Source organism: Methanocalculus sp. MC3 (assembly GCF_054767395.1).
Genome location: NZ_BAABMP010000001.1, coordinates 378,759 through 396,105 on the forward strand (window position 1 = coordinate 378,759; position 17,347 = coordinate 396,105).

The 17,347-nt window shown below is 51.0% G+C and carries 12 protein-coding genes, 1 tRNA gene, 2 rRNA genes and 1 pseudogene; 9 read left to right on the forward strand and 7 right to left on the reverse strand.

Annotation, left to right across the window (positions count from 1 at the left end; translation table 11 throughout):
* Positions 1–107 precede the first annotated feature (107 nt).
* The 3 genes from ACYUBO_RS01935 (at position 108) to rrf (ending at position 3,338) form a co-directional block, all read left to right on the forward strand.
* Positions 108–3,047: ribosomal RNA gene (locus tag ACYUBO_RS01935) — 23S ribosomal RNA — on the forward strand.
* A 91-nt stretch (positions 3,048–3,138) separates the two neighbouring features.
* Positions 3,139–3,210 (forward strand) — tRNA-Cys (locus ACYUBO_RS01940).
* Positions 3,211–3,216: 6 nt separating this feature from the next.
* A 5S ribosomal RNA gene (gene rrf / locus ACYUBO_RS01945) occupies positions 3,217–3,338 on the forward strand.
* 346 nt (positions 3,339–3,684) lie between these two features.
* Here the strand turns inward: rrf and ACYUBO_RS01950 are convergent.
* The 3 genes and pseudogenes from ACYUBO_RS01950 to ACYUBO_RS01960 form a co-directional block, all read right to left on the reverse strand.
* Complete coding sequence (locus ACYUBO_RS01950; protein ID WP_460371968.1) at positions 3,685–4,701, reverse strand: glycoside hydrolase family protein; 1,017 nt, start codon at positions 4,699–4,701, stop codon at positions 3,685–3,687.
* Between the two features lie 162 nt (positions 4,702–4,863).
* Positions 4,864–5,406: pseudogene (locus ACYUBO_RS01955) on the reverse strand (alpha/beta fold hydrolase); the annotation flags it as partial.
* 12 nt (positions 5,407–5,418) lie between these two features.
* A complete protein-coding gene (locus ACYUBO_RS01960) occupies positions 5,419–5,718 on the reverse strand; it encodes an alpha/beta fold hydrolase (protein WP_460371970.1) in 300 nt (99 codons plus the stop codon).
* A gap of 276 nt (positions 5,719–5,994) precedes the next feature.
* Here ACYUBO_RS01960 and cls point away from each other — a divergent pair, with 276 nt between their 5' ends.
* On the forward strand, positions 5,995–7,467 hold the full coding sequence (gene cls, locus ACYUBO_RS01965; protein WP_460371972.1) for a cardiolipin synthase: 1,473 nt from the start codon (positions 5,995–5,997) through the stop codon (positions 7,465–7,467).
* Here cls and ACYUBO_RS01970 read toward each other — a convergent pair.
* The 3 genes from ACYUBO_RS01970 to ACYUBO_RS01980 form a co-directional block, all read right to left on the reverse strand.
* Positions 7,441–8,373 carry a PHP domain-containing protein gene (locus ACYUBO_RS01970; RefSeq protein ID WP_460371974.1) on the reverse strand — a complete coding sequence of 311 codons (933 nt, stop codon included), beginning with the start codon at positions 8,371–8,373 and terminating at the stop codon, positions 7,441–7,443. The two genes, cls and ACYUBO_RS01970, sit on opposite strands and share 27 nt — an antisense overlap.
* Before the next feature lie 47 nt (positions 8,374–8,420).
* Positions 8,421–9,062 (reverse strand): B3/B4 domain-containing protein, encoded by a 642-nt coding sequence (locus ACYUBO_RS01975; protein WP_460371976.1) that lies wholly within the window; start codon positions 9,060–9,062, stop codon positions 8,421–8,423.
* 107 nt (positions 9,063–9,169) lie between these two features.
* A complete protein-coding gene (locus ACYUBO_RS01980; protein ID WP_460371977.1) occupies positions 9,170–10,537 on the reverse strand; it encodes a B12-binding domain-containing radical SAM protein in 1,368 nt (455 codons plus the stop codon).
* A gap of 170 nt (positions 10,538–10,707) precedes the next feature.
* On the opposite strand from ACYUBO_RS01980, the gene ACYUBO_RS01985 reads away from it, so the two are divergent.
* Positions 10,708–11,154: a CGGC domain-containing protein gene (locus tag ACYUBO_RS01985; protein ID WP_460371979.1), complete on the forward strand. Its 447-nt coding sequence runs from the start codon at positions 10,708–10,710 to the stop codon at positions 11,152–11,154.
* Here the strand turns inward: ACYUBO_RS01985 and ACYUBO_RS01990 are convergent.
* On the reverse strand, positions 11,151–11,579 hold the full coding sequence (locus ACYUBO_RS01990; RefSeq protein ID WP_460371981.1) for a PaaI family thioesterase: 429 nt from the start codon (positions 11,577–11,579) through the stop codon (positions 11,151–11,153). The genes ACYUBO_RS01985 and ACYUBO_RS01990 overlap by 4 nt on opposite strands.
* 294 nt (positions 11,580–11,873) lie before the next feature.
* Between ACYUBO_RS01990 and ACYUBO_RS01995 the strand changes: the two genes are divergently transcribed.
* The 4 genes from ACYUBO_RS01995 (at position 11,874) to ACYUBO_RS02010 (ending at position 17,171) form a co-directional block, all read left to right on the forward strand.
* Complete coding sequence (locus tag ACYUBO_RS01995) at positions 11,874–12,251, forward strand: STAS domain-containing protein (RefSeq protein ID WP_300334359.1); 378 nt, start codon at positions 11,874–11,876, stop codon at positions 12,249–12,251.
* Between the two features lie 3 nt (positions 12,252–12,254).
* Complete coding sequence (locus tag ACYUBO_RS02000) at positions 12,255–13,979, forward strand: thiamine pyrophosphate-binding protein (protein WP_460371983.1); 1,725 nt, start codon at positions 12,255–12,257, stop codon at positions 13,977–13,979.
* A 95-nt stretch (positions 13,980–14,074) separates the two neighbouring features.
* Positions 14,075–15,358 carry a sodium-dependent transporter gene (locus ACYUBO_RS02005; protein ID WP_300334058.1) on the forward strand — a complete coding sequence of 428 codons (1,284 nt, stop codon included), beginning with the start codon at positions 14,075–14,077 and terminating at the stop codon, positions 15,356–15,358.
* A gap of 289 nt (positions 15,359–15,647) precedes the next feature.
* Entirely contained in the window at positions 15,648–17,171 is a 1,524-nt protein-coding gene (locus ACYUBO_RS02010; protein WP_460371986.1) for a C45 family autoproteolytic acyltransferase/hydrolase, read from the forward strand.
* Positions 17,172–17,347: the final 176 nt, after the last annotated feature.

The following is a 17,347-nucleotide window of genomic DNA, read 5'->3' on the forward strand; positions in this document are numbered from 1 at the left end:
ATGCGAGTCACCGGGGAAGGGCTGAAGGTTTTCGCAAAAAAACCTGACGATGCTGTGTATAGGTATTGCATCTGGACGTTAAATGGGTTCAACAAAAAACTTAGTATCTGAACCTGGTCTATATGCCGGTTAGTGGATGGCTCGGTTCGAGAGCTGATGAAGGGCGTGCCAAGCAGCGATATGCTCCGGGAAGGTGCAGGGAGCCTGTGATCCGGAGATCCCCGAATAGGACATCCCGATACTTCGGTATCAATCCGTTGAGGATGGGGAACGCCCCGAATTGAAACATCTTAGTAGGGGCAGGAAAAGAAATCAACCGAGATGTCGTGAGTAGAGGCGATCGAAATCGACACAGTTCAAACCGAATCCCTTTGGGGAGATGTGGTGTTGTAAGCCTCCCGTCTGGTGCAGATATCTCAAACGGAAGTCACCTGGAATGGTGCTCCTGAGAGGGTGAAAGACCCGTACGTATACCGATATCTGTTCCTGGGAGTGTCTTGAGTAGTGCGGGTCGGAATTCTCGCATGAATCCGGGGGTCATCAACCTCCAAAACTAAATACTTCTCGAAACCGATAGCGAACTAGTAGCGTGAGCGAAAGCTGAAAAGTATCCCTAAAAAGGATGTGAAAAGCGCCTGAAACTAACCGGTGACAGTGTGTTATGGCATGAAAGGAACTTCTGCGCGAAAGAACCCGTCGCGAGGCGGTAGTATGGGCGACAGTTGCCGATGTCATAACGTACGTTTTGAAGAACGGGCCAGAGAGTTTATTCTATAGGCGAGGTTAACCCGGAAGGGGAGCCGAAGCGAAAGCAACAAGTTCGTAGCATTTATGCATGGAACGACGTATTCAACGTGCGTGGAGTCTATAGGGTAAGACCCGAAACCCGGTGATCTATGCGTGGGCAGGTTGAAGCGTGCCGAAAGGTGCGTGGAGGACCGCAGGCGGTTTTGATATGCAAATCATTCGCGTGACCTGCGTATAGGAGTGAAAGATTCATCGAACCGGGAATCAGCTGGTTCCCCTCGAAACATGCCGCAGCATGACCTCGTCGGAGATGGTTGGTGAGGTAGAGCACTGATTGAGGATCCCGGGGGAGAAATCCCTCGCTCTTCTGTCAAACTCCAAACTCCCCAACGTCTGAGATGACGGGTAGTCCGGACTACGGGGTAAGCTTGTAGTCCGTAAGGGAGACAACCCAGACCGTGGTTGATGCCCCCCAATGTAGGCTAAGTGTCAACACTGAATGAGGTCCCAGGCCGAAGACAACTGGAAGGTGAGCTTAGAAGCAGCTACCCTTTAAAAAGTGCGTAACAGCTTACCAGTCAAGGTTTGGGGCGCAGAAAATGGACGGGGCTAAAGCCTACTGCAGAGACCACGGCGCACCGGTTAACCCGGTGATCGCGTAGAGGGGCGTTCTGCATGGACAGAAGCAGGGGCGTAAGGTCCTGTGGACCGTGCAGAAATGAGAATTCTGGCAGTAGTAGAAGCATAGAACGGTGAGAATCCGTTCCGCCGAAAGGGCTAGGTTTCCTCGGCAATGTTCGTCAGCCGAGGGTTAGTCGGTCCTAAGATGTGCCGTAACTCGAGCATGTCAACAGGGAAACAGGTTAATATTCCTGTACCATACATTCGTAGTCGCAAGACCCTGACGCTTCGGGATATACCATGCGAAATTGTCGTTTCGTTCAAGCGTTCAAAGCGGTGGAGTACCGTCATGGTGAGAAACCGCAGAAGACGTGATGAGGTAACATGGTCGACTCCTGGAGCCCGTGAAAAAGGGAGTGTATGTCCGTACTGAGAACCGACACAGGTGCCCCTGGTTGAAAAGACCAAGGCGTATCGGAGCTAATTGTGGTAAGGGAACTCGGCAAAATGGCCCCGTAACTTCGGGAGAAGGGGTGCCTGCCTGGTGATCAGGCAGGTCGCAGTGACCAGGGAACTCCAACTGTCTAATAACAACACAGCAGACTGCAACTCCGTAAGGACTAGTATAGTCTGTGAATCCTGCCCAGTGCGGGTATCTGAACACCGAGTTCAATCGGACGAAGGACCCGTAAACGGCGGGGGTAACTATGACCCTCTTAAGGTAGCGTAGTACCTTGTCGCTTAATTGGCGACTTGCATGAATGGAACAATGAGAGTTCTACTGTCCCTACCACAAGTCCGTTGAACCTTTTATCCTAGTGCAGAGGCTAGGGACTCCTGATGGGAAGTGAAGACCCCGTGGAGCTTTACTGCAGCCTGTCGTTGTAGTACGGTATTGCATGCGCAGAGTAGATGGGAGATGTTAATCCGTTCCTTCCGGGGAACGGGGAGTCAACAATGAGACACCATCCTTGCTCTGCTGTACTACTCACTCTTCTTCAATGAAGAGGACATCGGTAGGTGGGCAGTTTGGGTGGGGCGCCACACCCTCGAAAAAATATCAAGGGTGCCCTAAGGTCAACTCATGTGAGTCAGAAACTCACAGAAGAGTGTCAAGAGCATACGTTGGCCTGACGCTATGACGCAAAGCAAGTCATGGCGAGAGGAAACTCGGGTCTAACGAACCAATACGCCCTGTTGATGAGGGCTATTGACTACAGAAAAGCTACCCCGGGGATAATAGAGTCGTCGCCGGCAAGAGCACATATCGACCCGGCGGCTTGCTACCTCGATGTCGGTTCTTTCCATCCTGGCTGTGCAGCAGCAGCCAAGGGTGAGGTTGTTCGCCTATTAAAGGGGATCGTGAGCTGGGTTTAGACCGTCGTGAGACAGGTCGGTTACTATCTATCAGGAGTGTTCGGAGTCTGAGGGCAAGAAAGAAATAGTACGAGAGGAACTTTCTTTCGTCGCCTCTGGTGTATCGGTTGTCCGACAGGGCAGCGCCGAGCAGCTACGCGGCAAGAGATAAAAGCTGAAAGCATCTAAGCTTGAAACTCAGCCTGAAAAGAGACTCCGTTATAGGGCACGGGTAAAAGACCCGGTTAATAGGCCCGGGATGTACGCACGAAGGCAACGACGTGTTCAGTCCGGCGGGTACTAACGCCCAAATCCAGGAACTTTCACTAAGCTAATGTTGAACCCAGACGAAATCCAGATGCAATACCTTAACTATCTGCAGAGTACATACTAATACTCCACAGATTACACAGCGCCAAGGTGGCGGAGCGGCCACGCGGCTGACTGCAGATCAGCTACACCCCAGTTCAAATCTGGGCCTTGGCTTGTGGTTATGGCGGCCATAGCGGTGGGGATACACCCGGACTCATTCCGAACCCGGCAGTTAAGCCCACCTGCGTCGAATATTGTACTGAGGTACGAGAGTCCTCGGGAACTATTCAACGCTGCCAATACCACCCCCCTATTATGGAAATAACAACTCTTCTCAGATTACTACACACAAGACGCTCGCGTCTCTTTCTTCTTCGTTCTCATGATATCAGTCATGTATGATTCCTGATACAGTATCCCGGATGACGGATACAATATGCCGGATGCAATGCCCGGGACACCAATACTGAAGTGCGTAACTGAAATACTGTAAAAAGAAAAGAAAGAGGGGTCGATTTTTGTTTTGGGTTCAGCGGGAAACCCTGACCAGAGCACGGGATCAATGAAGCGGAACTCCCGTGATGCTCCGGCATATACTACTCTGACTTGAGGGTATATAAACAAAAGGAGCGGGGTGCGAAAGTGAAATCAGATCAGGGTGCCGCTGCTGCTCCTGATAACTGATGGCCTGTCATTGATGTTCCAGTAAAAGATCCTGTAGTTTCCGTTACCGAGGCTGATGATCGTCGGGTCAATATTGCCCTCTCCCGAAAGGATTACCGAGCGATCAGTAAAGGTGATTCCGTCCTTCGAGGTGAAGCTGTAGATCCCCGGACTTGCATCGTTGAGCCTGCCTCCCTGATAGAAGGGGAATGCCGAAGCGATCAAGAGGTAGGTGCCGTCGGGGAGGATCGTTATCGCCGGGTCAACGAAACCTGCGAGAACCGGCCCTTCACGAGTAAATAAATGTCCGTCATCGGAGATGGCAGATACAATGCCGTGCCTGACATCCTCCCCATCAGAGACATAATAGATCCTTACCCTGCCATCCGGAAGGAGAACTGCCTCAGGGACTGATGCCCAGCCACGATCAGGAGTATTCTGCGAATCAATCCTGATCCCCTCCCTCTCAAAGTACAGCCCGTCGTTTGATATGGCAGAAAAGATGCTATGAACCGCCTGGCCGGGCCCTCCGCTGCCAGTTGCACCCTTGTAATACATCCGTAGCGTCCCGTCTTTTTGTTTCACGATTGTGGGATCTCCAACAGTCATCTCCGGACTCCCCCCGATCCCAGGAGATAGCCGAACTCCGGCTTCTCTCTCAAAGATCATCCCGTCATCTGAAATGGCTGAGAGTATACCCGCAGCACCATTGTAGTACATCCGCACTCTCCCGTCTTCCAGCCGGTACAGGTAGGGAATACTTGCATCATTGAGGCGTACTCCGGAATCAACTGTCCATGTAAATCGTAATGGTTCACCATTCTCTTCAGGCTGTCCAGTCTTCTCTTCTGTTGTGGTGGTTTCTGGTTTCTCTGCCAATATGGCTGCCGTCTGTGGCGGAGATGTTGTTGAAACAGGTGCGGAATCCTCAGGTCCGGTTGTGCATCCCGCAGCAAGCAGTACCAGGGCCAGAATACCAACAGTGATGATATGTATCTTCATCTTACACAAACTCCATAAATTCATTTGGTTTTGGTTTTATATCATTTTGGTTGATAGTATCCGGAATTGCCAGAAAAAATCACTAATGCTCTAATAAATTTTAGAAGAGGGATACCGCTCTTTCAGGAGCAGGTAGTTGACTGCTGACGACTAAAAAAAAGATTACATTCCGGGGGATTCATCCATTCCCAGGAAGAAGAGCACACTCTCTCCATACTCAACAGGTGCATAATGATAGCCGGCATGGGGAACGTCCTTGAACCGGAGAAGCCATGATCCATCGATCTCGCCTGCAATCCTGACTGAGACCGCATCGGGAGTCAGAATATCATCTGTACCTACGATGAGCATCACATCCTTCTTGATACCAGAGAGACCGTCAAACGATCCATTCCATGCAAGGTTTGCCTCTGCCTCCTGCCGCTTTCCTTCAGGGACTGTGGGATCAAGAGCTCTTGATTCAATGAGACCGAGAAGTGTCTTTGTCTCAGGGATCCTGATGCTGTATGTGGATGAATCCAGTATGAGTTTCCTGACCTTCTCAGGATGATCGATTGTAAGCTGCTGGGCGGTGGTAGATCCCATGGAGACACCATAGACATGCATGCTGTCATAGCCCAGCACAGTCATCAGTGCAGCAGCATCGTCTGAAAACTGGTAGATTGACGGGGTTGTTGTGTATGCACTGCTCTGCCCCATTCCCCGGTGATCATAGGTTTACACATGGTACTTCGATGCAAGGATACCGATGAAGGTCTCGTTCCAGCCCTCAATGGTAGCGCCAAATCCTTCGATCAACAGGAGAGGTTCCCCTGACCCAAATTCCCGATAGGCAAGAGTAACGCCGTTTACATCTGCATAATGAATAGGGGTTTCATCGAATGATACTACCGGGAACTGCCGGGCTTCCTGTTCTGAAAGGTGAGTGGTGTCGCTTGCGGCTATACATCCGGCTGTTGCCAGAAGGGTTATGGCAAATAAAAGCAGGGTGAGTGTGAAAATCGATCGTCTATCCATAGTATATCCTCATGTTCATGCATTATATCCGTATGATTATTGTATTCAGTTATGGATCAATAGGGAAAAACGTTATCGATGAGCGTCTCCGAAAGTTCAGGTAAATTAATTAAAGCTCTTGAAAACGTCATAATTGTAAAAAATATCCTCTCTTATCAATTTGACTCAGGATTTATCTTTTGTGAATGCCCGGTCTCCTCTGTATACGCTGACACGTGCTATCGTCAGGATTCTATATGATAAGGATCATCTTACCTCTGGAGACAGGTACTGCTCATGATCTTCGAAGTGCTTCAGTTTCTTATAGACTTCATCTACCCGTTCATCATCATTGCAAACATTATTTTTGCATTGACCGTCGTCTTTATCGAGCGGAAGAACCCGACGGCAACGATTGCATGGCTCATGGCACTCTTCTTTCTCCCGGTAGTCGGCTTTATCCTCTACCTCTTTATTGGACAGAGTTTTCACCGGGATCGGATGTTCCGGGTGAAGAAAGAGTATGATGAAAAGATGACCGATCTGATCGAATCGCAAAAGAAGGAGCTCTTCAATCATCAGATCCCACAACCAGACACTGTTTCTGATGCATACAAGCGGATGATGCTGATGCTGATGGAGAGCAACAGGGCACTTGTGACGACAGATAATGAAGTCAGGGTCTTTATTGACGGAAATTCCAAGTTTAACGCTCTGCTTGAGGCCATCCGGAAAGCAGAGGATCACATCCATCTTGAATATTATATCTTAAAAGATGATGAGATCGGGAGAGAAGTCTTTGCAGCATTAACCGAGCGGGCGAAGGCGGGTGTTACGGTCAGATTCCTTGGTGATGGGCTTGGTGCGGCAGGCCCGAAGAGATCCTTCTATGCATCCTATCTTGAGGCGGGAGGAAAGCTCGCTTTCTTCTTCCCCTCCCTCCTGCATATACGGCATCCGAGGATTAACTACCGAAACCACCGCAAGATCGCAGTTATTGATGGAAAAACCGGGTTCATCGGTGGCTTTAACATCGGTGATGATTACCTGGGCCGTGTCCCGGAGTGGGCGCCATGGCGCGATACCGCTGTGATGGTAGAGGGCCATGCGGTCTTTTCGATGCAGATTCGGTTTATCCTGGACTGGAACTATGCCTCAAAAGAAGATACGATCGAATTCTCCTCCCGTTACTTCCCCGAGTTTAATGGGTCGGCTGAGGTACCACTTCCGATGCAGGTGGTATCAGGTGGGCCTGATACCTACTGGAACCCGATCAAAGAGTCATACCTCAAGCTGATAAGTCTTGCAACCGAGTCAGTGTATATCCAGACACCGTACTTCATCCCCGATGAGAGTATCATGGACGCTCTTCGGATGGCTGCCCTCTCCGGAATTGATGTCCGGATCATGATGCCCTCAAAACCCGACCATTTCTTTGTCTATTGGGCAGGATACTCATATATCGAACAACTCCTTGATGCAGGTGTCCGGGCATATACCTATGACAACGGGTTTATCCATGCCAAAACGATTGTCGTTGACGAAGCTGCTGCATCTGTTGGGAGTGCAAACTGGGATGTACGAAGCTTCCGGCTCAACTTTGAGACGAATGCCATCATGTACGATCATCAGATTGCAAAGGAACTCAAAGAGAAGTATCTTCTGGATCTCCATGTCTGTACCGAGCTGACTCCCGATCGGTTTGCAGCCCTTCCTCTGAAGATCAAGATAAAAAAGTCGGTATCACGCCTCTTCTCTCCGCTCCTCTGAATCATCCTCCCCTTCTTTTTGTCTGGAATGGTTGGATGAAATTTTCGTGCAGTAGGATGATATCAGATTCGTTGTCCTGTGTTTCTGGTACCTGTAATGAATACCTGCCTGTTCAAAGGTATATGGTACAAAACTCCATGCTATGACTCCTGCAGTTGCACATCTTGCGATATATCCCCCTGATGAACCGATGACGTGGTTTTCTCTCCGGATGATCCCATCCAGAAACTCCTCGACGGTCTCTGCTGCAACAGCAGAGACTACATTCCCCACATCGGAGAGGATATGGGCATCTGATCCACCGGTATAGGGGATATCATGGCTTTTTGCATACTTAATTGCCCTCTCATTGAGGCCATACATCATCCCCCCACATATTACCTCGATTCCGTCAATATGATCCAGAACGCCGGGGAGCATCTCTTTCCCGACACATTTGAGGATCCCTCTGTTGATGCCATAGTATCCATATGGATGGGCAGCGATCCTGAGACAGTCATAGTCTGAAGCCACATCCAGACATTCCCTGACCGGCAGATTCCGAAGAAGGCCGGGTGTCTGCCGGTTCCGTTCAATGGTGAAATCATGGAAGAAATCTTCCATATCGCCTGTAGTATAGAAGTAAAAGAGGAGATGGGGTCCTTCACGTGTCTCAAGTTCAATCCCCGGAATAATAAGGATGGCAGGATTCTTTGCGATTGCCTCGATTGATCCGCTTATCTCATTATGATCGGTGATTGCAACACCAATCTTCTCTCTCTCCGCATACCGGATCAGATCAGGTATCTTTGTCCTGCCATCAGAATGGGTTGTATGCAGGTGCATATCAACGGGATAGTATCCATCAGCCCGCAGTGCTACAATATCTGGCGGGCAGTAGCAGATACCTCCTTTATTTTCTGGCATAAACCTTATCATCGGGATATGTGCTCTCTGTTCTAGAAATAACCTCGTTATCCTGCATACTCCTCCAGAAACCCCTCAGCCAGATCATATGCCTCTCTCACCTGCCCGGGCTCCACCTTCGGCACCCCGCAGGCGACGAGATGAATCGTCTCAGTGTGTAGAGTGATCTTTGTTGCATCCGAGTCGCGATAGGGGTATATGGCGACGATATCTTCTGCATCAGCCAGAATAACCTGGTTGCTCTTTAAGATGACCGGATTCTTCATACCGATTCCAGGAAATTCCTCTCCATCCACGGCAAACCGCATGGTCAGATCACCGTTTAAGCGATCGGCATCGAATGCAGCAAGGGGGATCCCTGATCGGATTGATGCCAGGTTATAGGCATCAACTGCGCAATTGATGGTGGGGAGCGGCTTTCCTGCAAGCACCCTCCGCACGAGGGCTTCAGATGCGGGACGGGTCTTTGTCGGGTCAACGCCGACACTCCAGAAGAAGTCGCGGTATGCCCTGAAGAGCGGCTCGTCCCTGATACCATCCAGCGTATACCGGTCTTGTATCCATCTGATGATCTCATCTGCACGGGCTTTGATCCGCGAGCTATCCACCTCAATGGTGAGAGGTCCGATATCACCTTCCGCAATGAAGAGTCCGGGGAAGGCGGTGAGGATATCCGTCTGCATCTCCATGACCGGTACTTTTCCTACTGGAATGATAAAGTGTTTCCTCAGTTACAGTCCCCTTTTTGCCCCATCACCCTGCATCTTTTCCTTTCTGTGGCATTCCTTCTTCCGGATCACGGGGAGATTAATACTTTCATCGTATGGAAGAACGGACGCCCTTCTTTTGCCAGTGTTCGGAGGATATAGATCGGCCTGAGGTAAAATTCACGGTACGCCCTCCTCTGGATGATCCGGATCTCATCAAGCGTAAGGCTCATCGTCTCCACAATTGGTGAGAAGAGATCGAACCTCGACCAGTCCTCCCCAAACCCGCCGGATTCCTGTACGTTTCTATAGTATTCCGTTCCGGGATAGGGCGTTGCGACTGAGAAAAGGGCATAGCTTGCCCGTATGCTCTTCACCAGTGAAACGCTCTTCTTCGCTGTCTCTTTCGTTTCTCCAGGCAGCCCGATTGCAATTGACGCTATCGTTCTCATCCCTATATCATATGCAGTCTCAAATACGGTCATGATCTGTTCAATCCTGGTTCCTTTCCGGATAATGTCCAGAATTTCCTGTTCCCCCGACTCCACCCCGATGAAGAGGGTCTCGCATCCAGCCTTCTTCATCAGCCTGATAAGATCAGAATCGATCCGGTCAACACGGGCAGTACAACCCCACTCGATATCAAGATCCTGCTCAATTAGCAGGTTGCAGAACTCTTCCACCCAACCCGGTATCAGAGTGAAGGTGTCGTCCATGAATGCGATCATCGAGATCCCAAGTGTCTCCTGAATATGGCGGATTTCATTCACGACATTTTGAGGAGAGCGTTTGCGTATTCTTTTACCGTGAAGTGCGGATGATGCGCAGAACGAGCATTGCATTGGACAACCCCTGCTACAGATCATGGTTGCAATCGGCATATTGACATCGAAGATCCGGTAGTTCTCTTTGGGAAGGAGATGGCGGGCGGGATAGGGCAATGCATTCAGATCCTGGATACGGGGTCTGTCCCCATTTTCGATAATCTCCCCACCTGATCGGAAGACGAGTCCCTGTACAATATTCAGGTCAGTTCCGTTTTTTAGAGCCTGATATAAATCGAGAAATGTGTATTCACCTTCTCCTTTAATTATCAGATCAATCGAACTGTTCTCCCGGAGAATGTCATTGTGCATAAAAGTGGCATGAGGCCCACCAAGAACGATTGAATGTTGTGATACACGTCTGACCGCCTCTGCTGACTGGAGTGCCTCGGCAATGAGTGGCGTGGTTGCTGTAATCCCGATGAGAAACGGATCTATCTCTCTTACCTTCTCTTCAATATCACGGTAATCGCTGTCATCTGCTGCACAGTCCATCACCTCGACTGATATCCCGTTCTGCTCCAGAACTGCGGCAATATAGAGAATTCCAAGAGGCGGAATTCTGATATTCAAATACTTCTTGTACTTGGATTTCTGATCAGGGGGATTGATCAGGAGGACATCAACGGTCATTAGTGGTTGTGTAACTACTATGTTTGTATTTAAATGCAGTGATTGCGATAGGCATAGAGTTCATTAAATCTCTTCGAACTGCGAGTTTCTATGATGAGAAACGATATGCCTGGCTGAGTCCTGTTGCACCGTCAGTCTATTGAATGATGCGGGCGAATCGTTAGATTACTATGACTGAACCGATCAAGATCGGAATTATCATTTGCGATCGTTACCGGAGTTGTGCCGGGGGCAAATGTCTGAGATCCCTGCGTAACCGTGAGGGGGCATTTTCTGTGTATAAAAATCAGGACGTGGAGATCGCAGGCTATGCAAGCTGCGGGGGCTGCCCGGGTGGCAATGTCGAGTATGCCCCGCTGGAGATGAAGAAGAATGGTGTTTCTGTCATCCATCTCGCAACAGGCATGATCGTCGGATATCCTCCATGCCCCCGGATCAGATACTTCACCGAATTCATCAGGGAGAAGTATGGCATGGATGTGGTTGTCGGTACGCACCCGATACCGGAGAATTATCTCACGACCCACACGTCGCTAAAGACCTGGGATTCCAAGCTCTGGCAGGAGCTTATCGCTCCAACACTCTCAGACGAGGAGACGAGGAAGGCCTATGATTAGGGTCTCCTCCTGTCCTTTTCTCCATCATCCCGCGGCTGTTTCCGAAAGACCATTCCCTGGAAGATTGCAATTCTGTTCTCATGCTCATCGGTAATGATGACTGTGTAGGAGGCGAGCCTTTTATTTTTCGCAAATTCTTCTGCAACCGCTATCAGTCTCCCCTCCCGTGCGGCGGTGAGGTATGAGATGGAAGCGTTGATCGCCGCTGCCGGTATGCCGTGTGAATTCGAGGCGATGGCAAATGCACAATCAGCAAGTGTAAAGAGAGCCCCTCCGTGGACGGTTCCATGGCTGTTCAAGTGCTTTGGTTGTACCTGCATGGCAACACGGGCATGCCCGGCCCCTGCCTCGATGAGTTCGATCCCGTTCTCCTGCGCATATCTATCGGCATTCAGGAACTGTTCTGCATCATCGGCAACTGTCATGGGATGAGTTTGTGAGCAGTGGACGAAAAAGCTATGGCAGGATTGGTGAGCAACGCAGATGCCTGTTCAAATCGTCACTTCTGGTCATTGAAGAGTACGATACGGGAAGAAGTGGTTGGATCGATTGGAGAATCATCGGACCCTCTCTCCTGGTTATGCAGGATGATTGAACCCTGTTATGCTGAATGCAATGAGGATGTATGGGCGGATCCTGCGCATCTCCTCTCTTTTTAGCAGGCGAAGACTTATATTTGATAATGAATATATCCCCGTTGTTCATTCACAGGAGATATTATGCCCCCGTATATGGAACATACGATTGGATCGATCGTCGTCATCGAGCTACCTGTTCGGGTCGACTCAGTAACGTCTGTGGATCTTGAAAAACAACTTCAGCGGCTGATTGGAGTGAATAAAGGGATTATTTGCGATTTTTCCAATACTACATTCATATCAAGCCTTGGCCTCCGTATCCTTCTCAAGACATATAAAGATGTGAAGCGCCTGGATGGCGAGATGGTGCTCTGTTCGGTATCCGATTACGTCATGGAAGTCTTCGATATATCCGGATTCTCCCGGATCTTTACCATGTACCCTTCACGCACAGAAGCGGTTCCGGCACTTGAAATCTCCCTCAAATCAGGCGGCTTAAACAGGGTGGAGGGGGAATGACAGATGAAATGCACTGTTGCAGAACTGATCTTCGACTATCTGGAGCAGCAGGGTATCGATCACATCTTTGGCGTTCCGGGCCTCGTCCTTGAACCGTTCCTCACAACCTGCGTGAAGAAGGGGTCAATCACCCCCGTCCTGACGAAACACGAGGAAGGGGCGGCTTTTATGGCTGACGGCTATGCCCGGATCAAAGGGGTGCCGGGTGTATGTTTCGCCACATCAGGGCCCGGCGTGACCAACCTCATCTCAGGTGTCGCCGGTGCAAGCCTTGACGGTATCCCGCTGATCGTCTTCTCCGGCCAGATCCCGACATTTACCAACAGAAAAGGAACCCTCCAGGATTCAACGGGCATTGGGATCGATTCGGTGAAGATCTTCGAGACGATCTGTAAAAGCAGCCTGATGATCACCTCCCCGTATGCGGCTGAATATGATCTCAAATCTTCCTGCATCCATGCAATGACCGGCAGAAAAGGGCCGGTACACCTGAGCCTGCCAAAAGACATCCTGATGGAGACAATCGAGGTTGCGACCCCCGAAAAGCCGTTTGAACTTCCAGCGGCAGAATATTTTGACAGAAAACAGGTGATCGAGGCAGCACGCGAACTCTGCGGGGCAGAACACCCCGCCATCCTTGTCGGGACTGGGGCGGTTGCCTCGGGGGCATGCCAGGAGATCATCGAACTTGCGGAGATGTATCAGATCCCGGTTGCAACGACACCCAAAGCCAAAGGTGCATTCCCCGAAGATCACCCGCTCGCACTTGGCGTGCTTGGTCTTGGAGGATCTCCTCTTGCAGAATCCTATATCAAGTCAAAAACAGTCGACGTCCTTCTGGTCGTCGGGTCAAGCCTGAACCAGACCGCCACCTTCTCCTGGGATCCTGAGATCCTCCCGTCCCGATCCCTGATCAACGTCAATATCGATCCCACGATCATCAACATCAACTATCCTGCGGATATACCGCTCATCGGTGATGCAAAGACCGTCATCTCCGAGATCTCCTTCAGGGCGCTTCGGTATCTCGACGAGCAGGAGGCTGCAATCACAAAGAGATCTCTTGCCTTCATGGAAGAGAAGAAACAGAAAGGGATGGTTATTGAACCGGAGAAGATGCAGAGCAGCCAGGTGCCGATCAAACCCCAGCGCCTGATACAGGATCTCCAGGACGGGCTCCCCGATGATGCCATCCTCTTCAGCGATGTCGGGAGCCACCTCATCTGGGCACTCCACTACCTGAAGATGAACAGACCGGGGCAGTTCATCGCACCGTTTGGCCTCTTAACCATGGGGTTTGGAACAGCCGCTGCAATCGGCGGCAAACTGGCTGCCCCTGACAGGCCGGTTGTTGCCATCGTCGGGGACGGATGCTTCGGCATGAACGGGATGGAGGTGGCAACCGCAGTCAATTACGATATTCCGGTCGTCTGGGTTGTAATGAATAACAGCATGCTCGGCCTGATCCATGCATTCCAGTCCCTCTCCCTTGGTGAGGAGACGATACTGACACGATTTAAGCCTATGGATTGTGCAAAACTTGCAGAATCGCTCGGAGCAGTCGGGATCACTGTCCGGGAACCCGGAGAGCTCGCCCGTGTTCTGCCGGAGGCCATCGCCTCGGGAAAACCAACTGTCATCGATTGTATTATCGATCCGGTTGAAAAGCCCCCGATCATCTCCTTTGCCGCCGGTGCACGGGACTACGCTGCCAGAACGCTGCATTAAAATTCCATCTCTCTCTTTTTCACAGGCATTAGGTCTCTCTTTTTACCCGTGTCGCTCCAGAACCCTTTATCTGTCATCACGCCAATCAGCCCGCTATGGAAGAATGGTCTTCCCGCATCGGTTTCATCCTTGCAGCAATAGGATCAGCCGTCGGCATCGGGAATATCTGGCGCTTCTCAACCATCGTCGGGCAGAACGGCGGCGGCGCCTACCTGATACCATATCTTACCGCCGTCCTCCTCGTCGGCCTGCCGCTGATGATCCTTGAGATGCAGGCCGGCAAGCATACACGGAGTGCCGTCATCGCCGCCTTCGAGAAAGCCTCCCTCAGGTGGGCGGGCTGGATCGTCTTATTCGTGGTGATCGGGGTCATCTCATATTATCTTGTCATCACGGGATGGACATTTGGGTACCTTGCCTTCTCCCTCACCGGAACCCTTGAGCCCTTCTCAGACTTTACTGGATCGTACCTTCCAATCCTCTTCTTCATTCTTGCAGCTATTCTCTGCGGGGTGATCGTCTCATCCGGCGTCACAAAGGGGATCGAGCGGACGACGACTATCCTCGTCCCGCTGATCTTCATCCTTCTCCTCATCATGCTTCTCTTCACAATCAGGCTCCCCGGTGCTGCATCCGGCCTTGTGTACCTCTTCACTCCTGATTTTTCAGTCTTAACAGACCCTCTCATCTGGGGGGCAGCCCTTGGCCAGGCATTCTTCTCGCTATCGGTCGGGTACGGGACACTCCTCACCTATGGTGCATATCTGGGATCCGCCGAGAAGATCCCGGCATCTGCGGCAACCGTCACCATCGCAGATATCTGTGTCTCCCTGTTAGCCGGGATCATTATCTTCTCGATCGTCTTCACCTATGGCCTCGAACCAGCAGCCGGGCCTGAGCTCGTCTTCACCACCCTACCCTATGCCTTCGAACTGATGCCGTTTGGTGCTGTCTTTGCCGTCTTCTTCTTCCTCCTCGTCTTCTTTGCCGCAACAAGCTCTGCCATATCATTCATCGAGGTTCCAACAGCCGCCCTGGCAGGAGTCTTTGGGAGATCCAGACGATCAATGGCTGCTCTTGTCACTTTAATTCTCATCATCACAGGCATGCCTGCTGCTGCAAGCTACAGTGTATTATCCCTCAGAATCGCCGATATGCCCATCCTTGACGCAATGGACGAGGTCTTCGGGACGATAGGCCTTTCAGCCTCTGCTCTTCTCCTCTCAATCGCTTTTGCCTGGCTCTTTGACCAGAAGACTCTATGGGGTGACCTTTCAGAAAGCTCTCCCCTCATCCGGGCAGTGCCTATCCTCTGCAGGTATGTGATCCCGGCCGCCCTCCTGATCACCATCACCTTCAGGGTAGCAGCCTTCTTCTGAAAAGCCAGAATAACGTAATAAGAGGCTCCAGACCTCCACAATGTAAGATACCCTCAGCATAGACGATTGCAGCTACATCCGGACTATGCCTGAGAAATCCATTACTACCCATCCCTGAGCAAATCTCCTATCCCGGTGGAATCCAATGTCTCGCCATGGCGATACTATAATTTTATACTCTTTGTTGTCGACCGTGCTGTAATCTCTCCCATCTATCGGAATGAACCCTCGGGAGGTGGTGGCTGGCTGAAGCAAAGGTTATTCAACAAAAACATTCTCAGAATTACTCATGCGCCACTCCCTACCCCTCTCCTTCATTTTCATTATACTGGTTCTCCTCATCTCTGTTGCCCCCACAGCAGCATACACGCCAACGTCCACAGCACCGGTATCTCCGGCATACCTTCCCCCACCCGGGGTGATGCCGGTGGTCATCCTTTCTGGAAGCCCATATGAGATGGGGTACCAGTACGGTCTTCAGGTGCCAGACTATATCGCAATTGTACGGGACTCCTCTCTTGCATCTGCACTCACCAGAGACTCGTATGCAAATATCGTAAACGCATCTCTGGTATCACAGGAGTATATCAGAACGGAACTGACCGATTTTGATTTCATCCGGTTCTTCGATGGGATCTCTGATGCCATGAATGACCAGGGAATCCCATTCTCGCCACTTGATCCGATTATAATGCACTATTATGGAAACCGCGAAGGGCCTGCGGTCCAGGAACACTGCACCGCCTTTGCGGTCTATGAAGAGAATACGGGTCTGATCGCCGGTGTCAATTTAGATTACTATCAGGTTCCCTCAAACTCCTATGGCGTGATCCTGGCACTCTACCCTGATGACGGGTATTCGTGCATTCTTCCGTCTGGTGCAGGACGAATCGGGAGTAATGCTGTTGTCAATGAAGAGGGGCTGGTCTATATCGTCACCTCCGCCCCCTCACGGGGACCCGGGGATAGCGGACCTGGTATCATTGGTTTTCTTGAACTCGCCTATGTTGGGATGACGGCAGGATCTGTCCCCGAAGCTGAGAATATTCTCCTCTCCATCACCCGTGGCTTCTCCTTAAACCGGCTCCTGGCTGATTCGTCAGGAGCAATGGAGGTGATCGAAGCAAGCAGGGTCAGATCTGCTATCCGTGAACCGACGAAGACCAGCCGGTTTGACTCTATCATCGCCACAAACCATTACTTTGAACCGGCCATGCGACCTTCCCAGCCGGTGTGGGACCCACTGGAGTACAATCCCTCAAGTTATTACCGTTATAGTACTGTTGAGAAGATCATCAGCGACTATACCAAACCAATGGATTATACCTTTTTCAAGGAGATCCTCTCTTCATGCGACTGGTGGGACGGCCAGAGATGGCATAGAGATGATCCCTTCAGTACCAACACCGTCAACCGGTTCCACCCTGATGCCCCCACCCTGTACTCCTTCATTGCCGTACCCGGTGATGATATCGTCTCAATCTGTACAGGAAACCCGGACTCTCCTATGTGGGGAACCCTGGCACCTGGCCAGACCGGAACATATGTTAATATCACCGTCGGAACGTCACCGGAAACTCTGGTATACAACCTCAGATCAGATGCCAAATCGGAGATGTGGGAGGCGATGAAGCGGGTACAGGACAGGAGCATGACAGCTGACACGTGGGACTCGATACAGCACGAATACTGGGAAGGGGTCTGGTGGCATGATCGTGCCACGCTCGAAGGTGATCACAACACCCGATCCCTCTCCTATGCACGGGCAGCCACCGCCTTCTCATCGGTGACGGCTCAGAGTAAGATGCTATAAGAGTGTTTGAGGAGGGTGGAACCGGTCTCCTGTCCGGGAGAGGGCATGTCACCCCCTCATCGGGGGCAGCTCCTGACCTTGCGTTCTTCTCGCTCCAGGTCAGTATGGAACCATCCTCCGCCATGAGGTATACCCTGGATTGTCTCAGAAGATCCTATCCTCCGGGCACTCTCCTT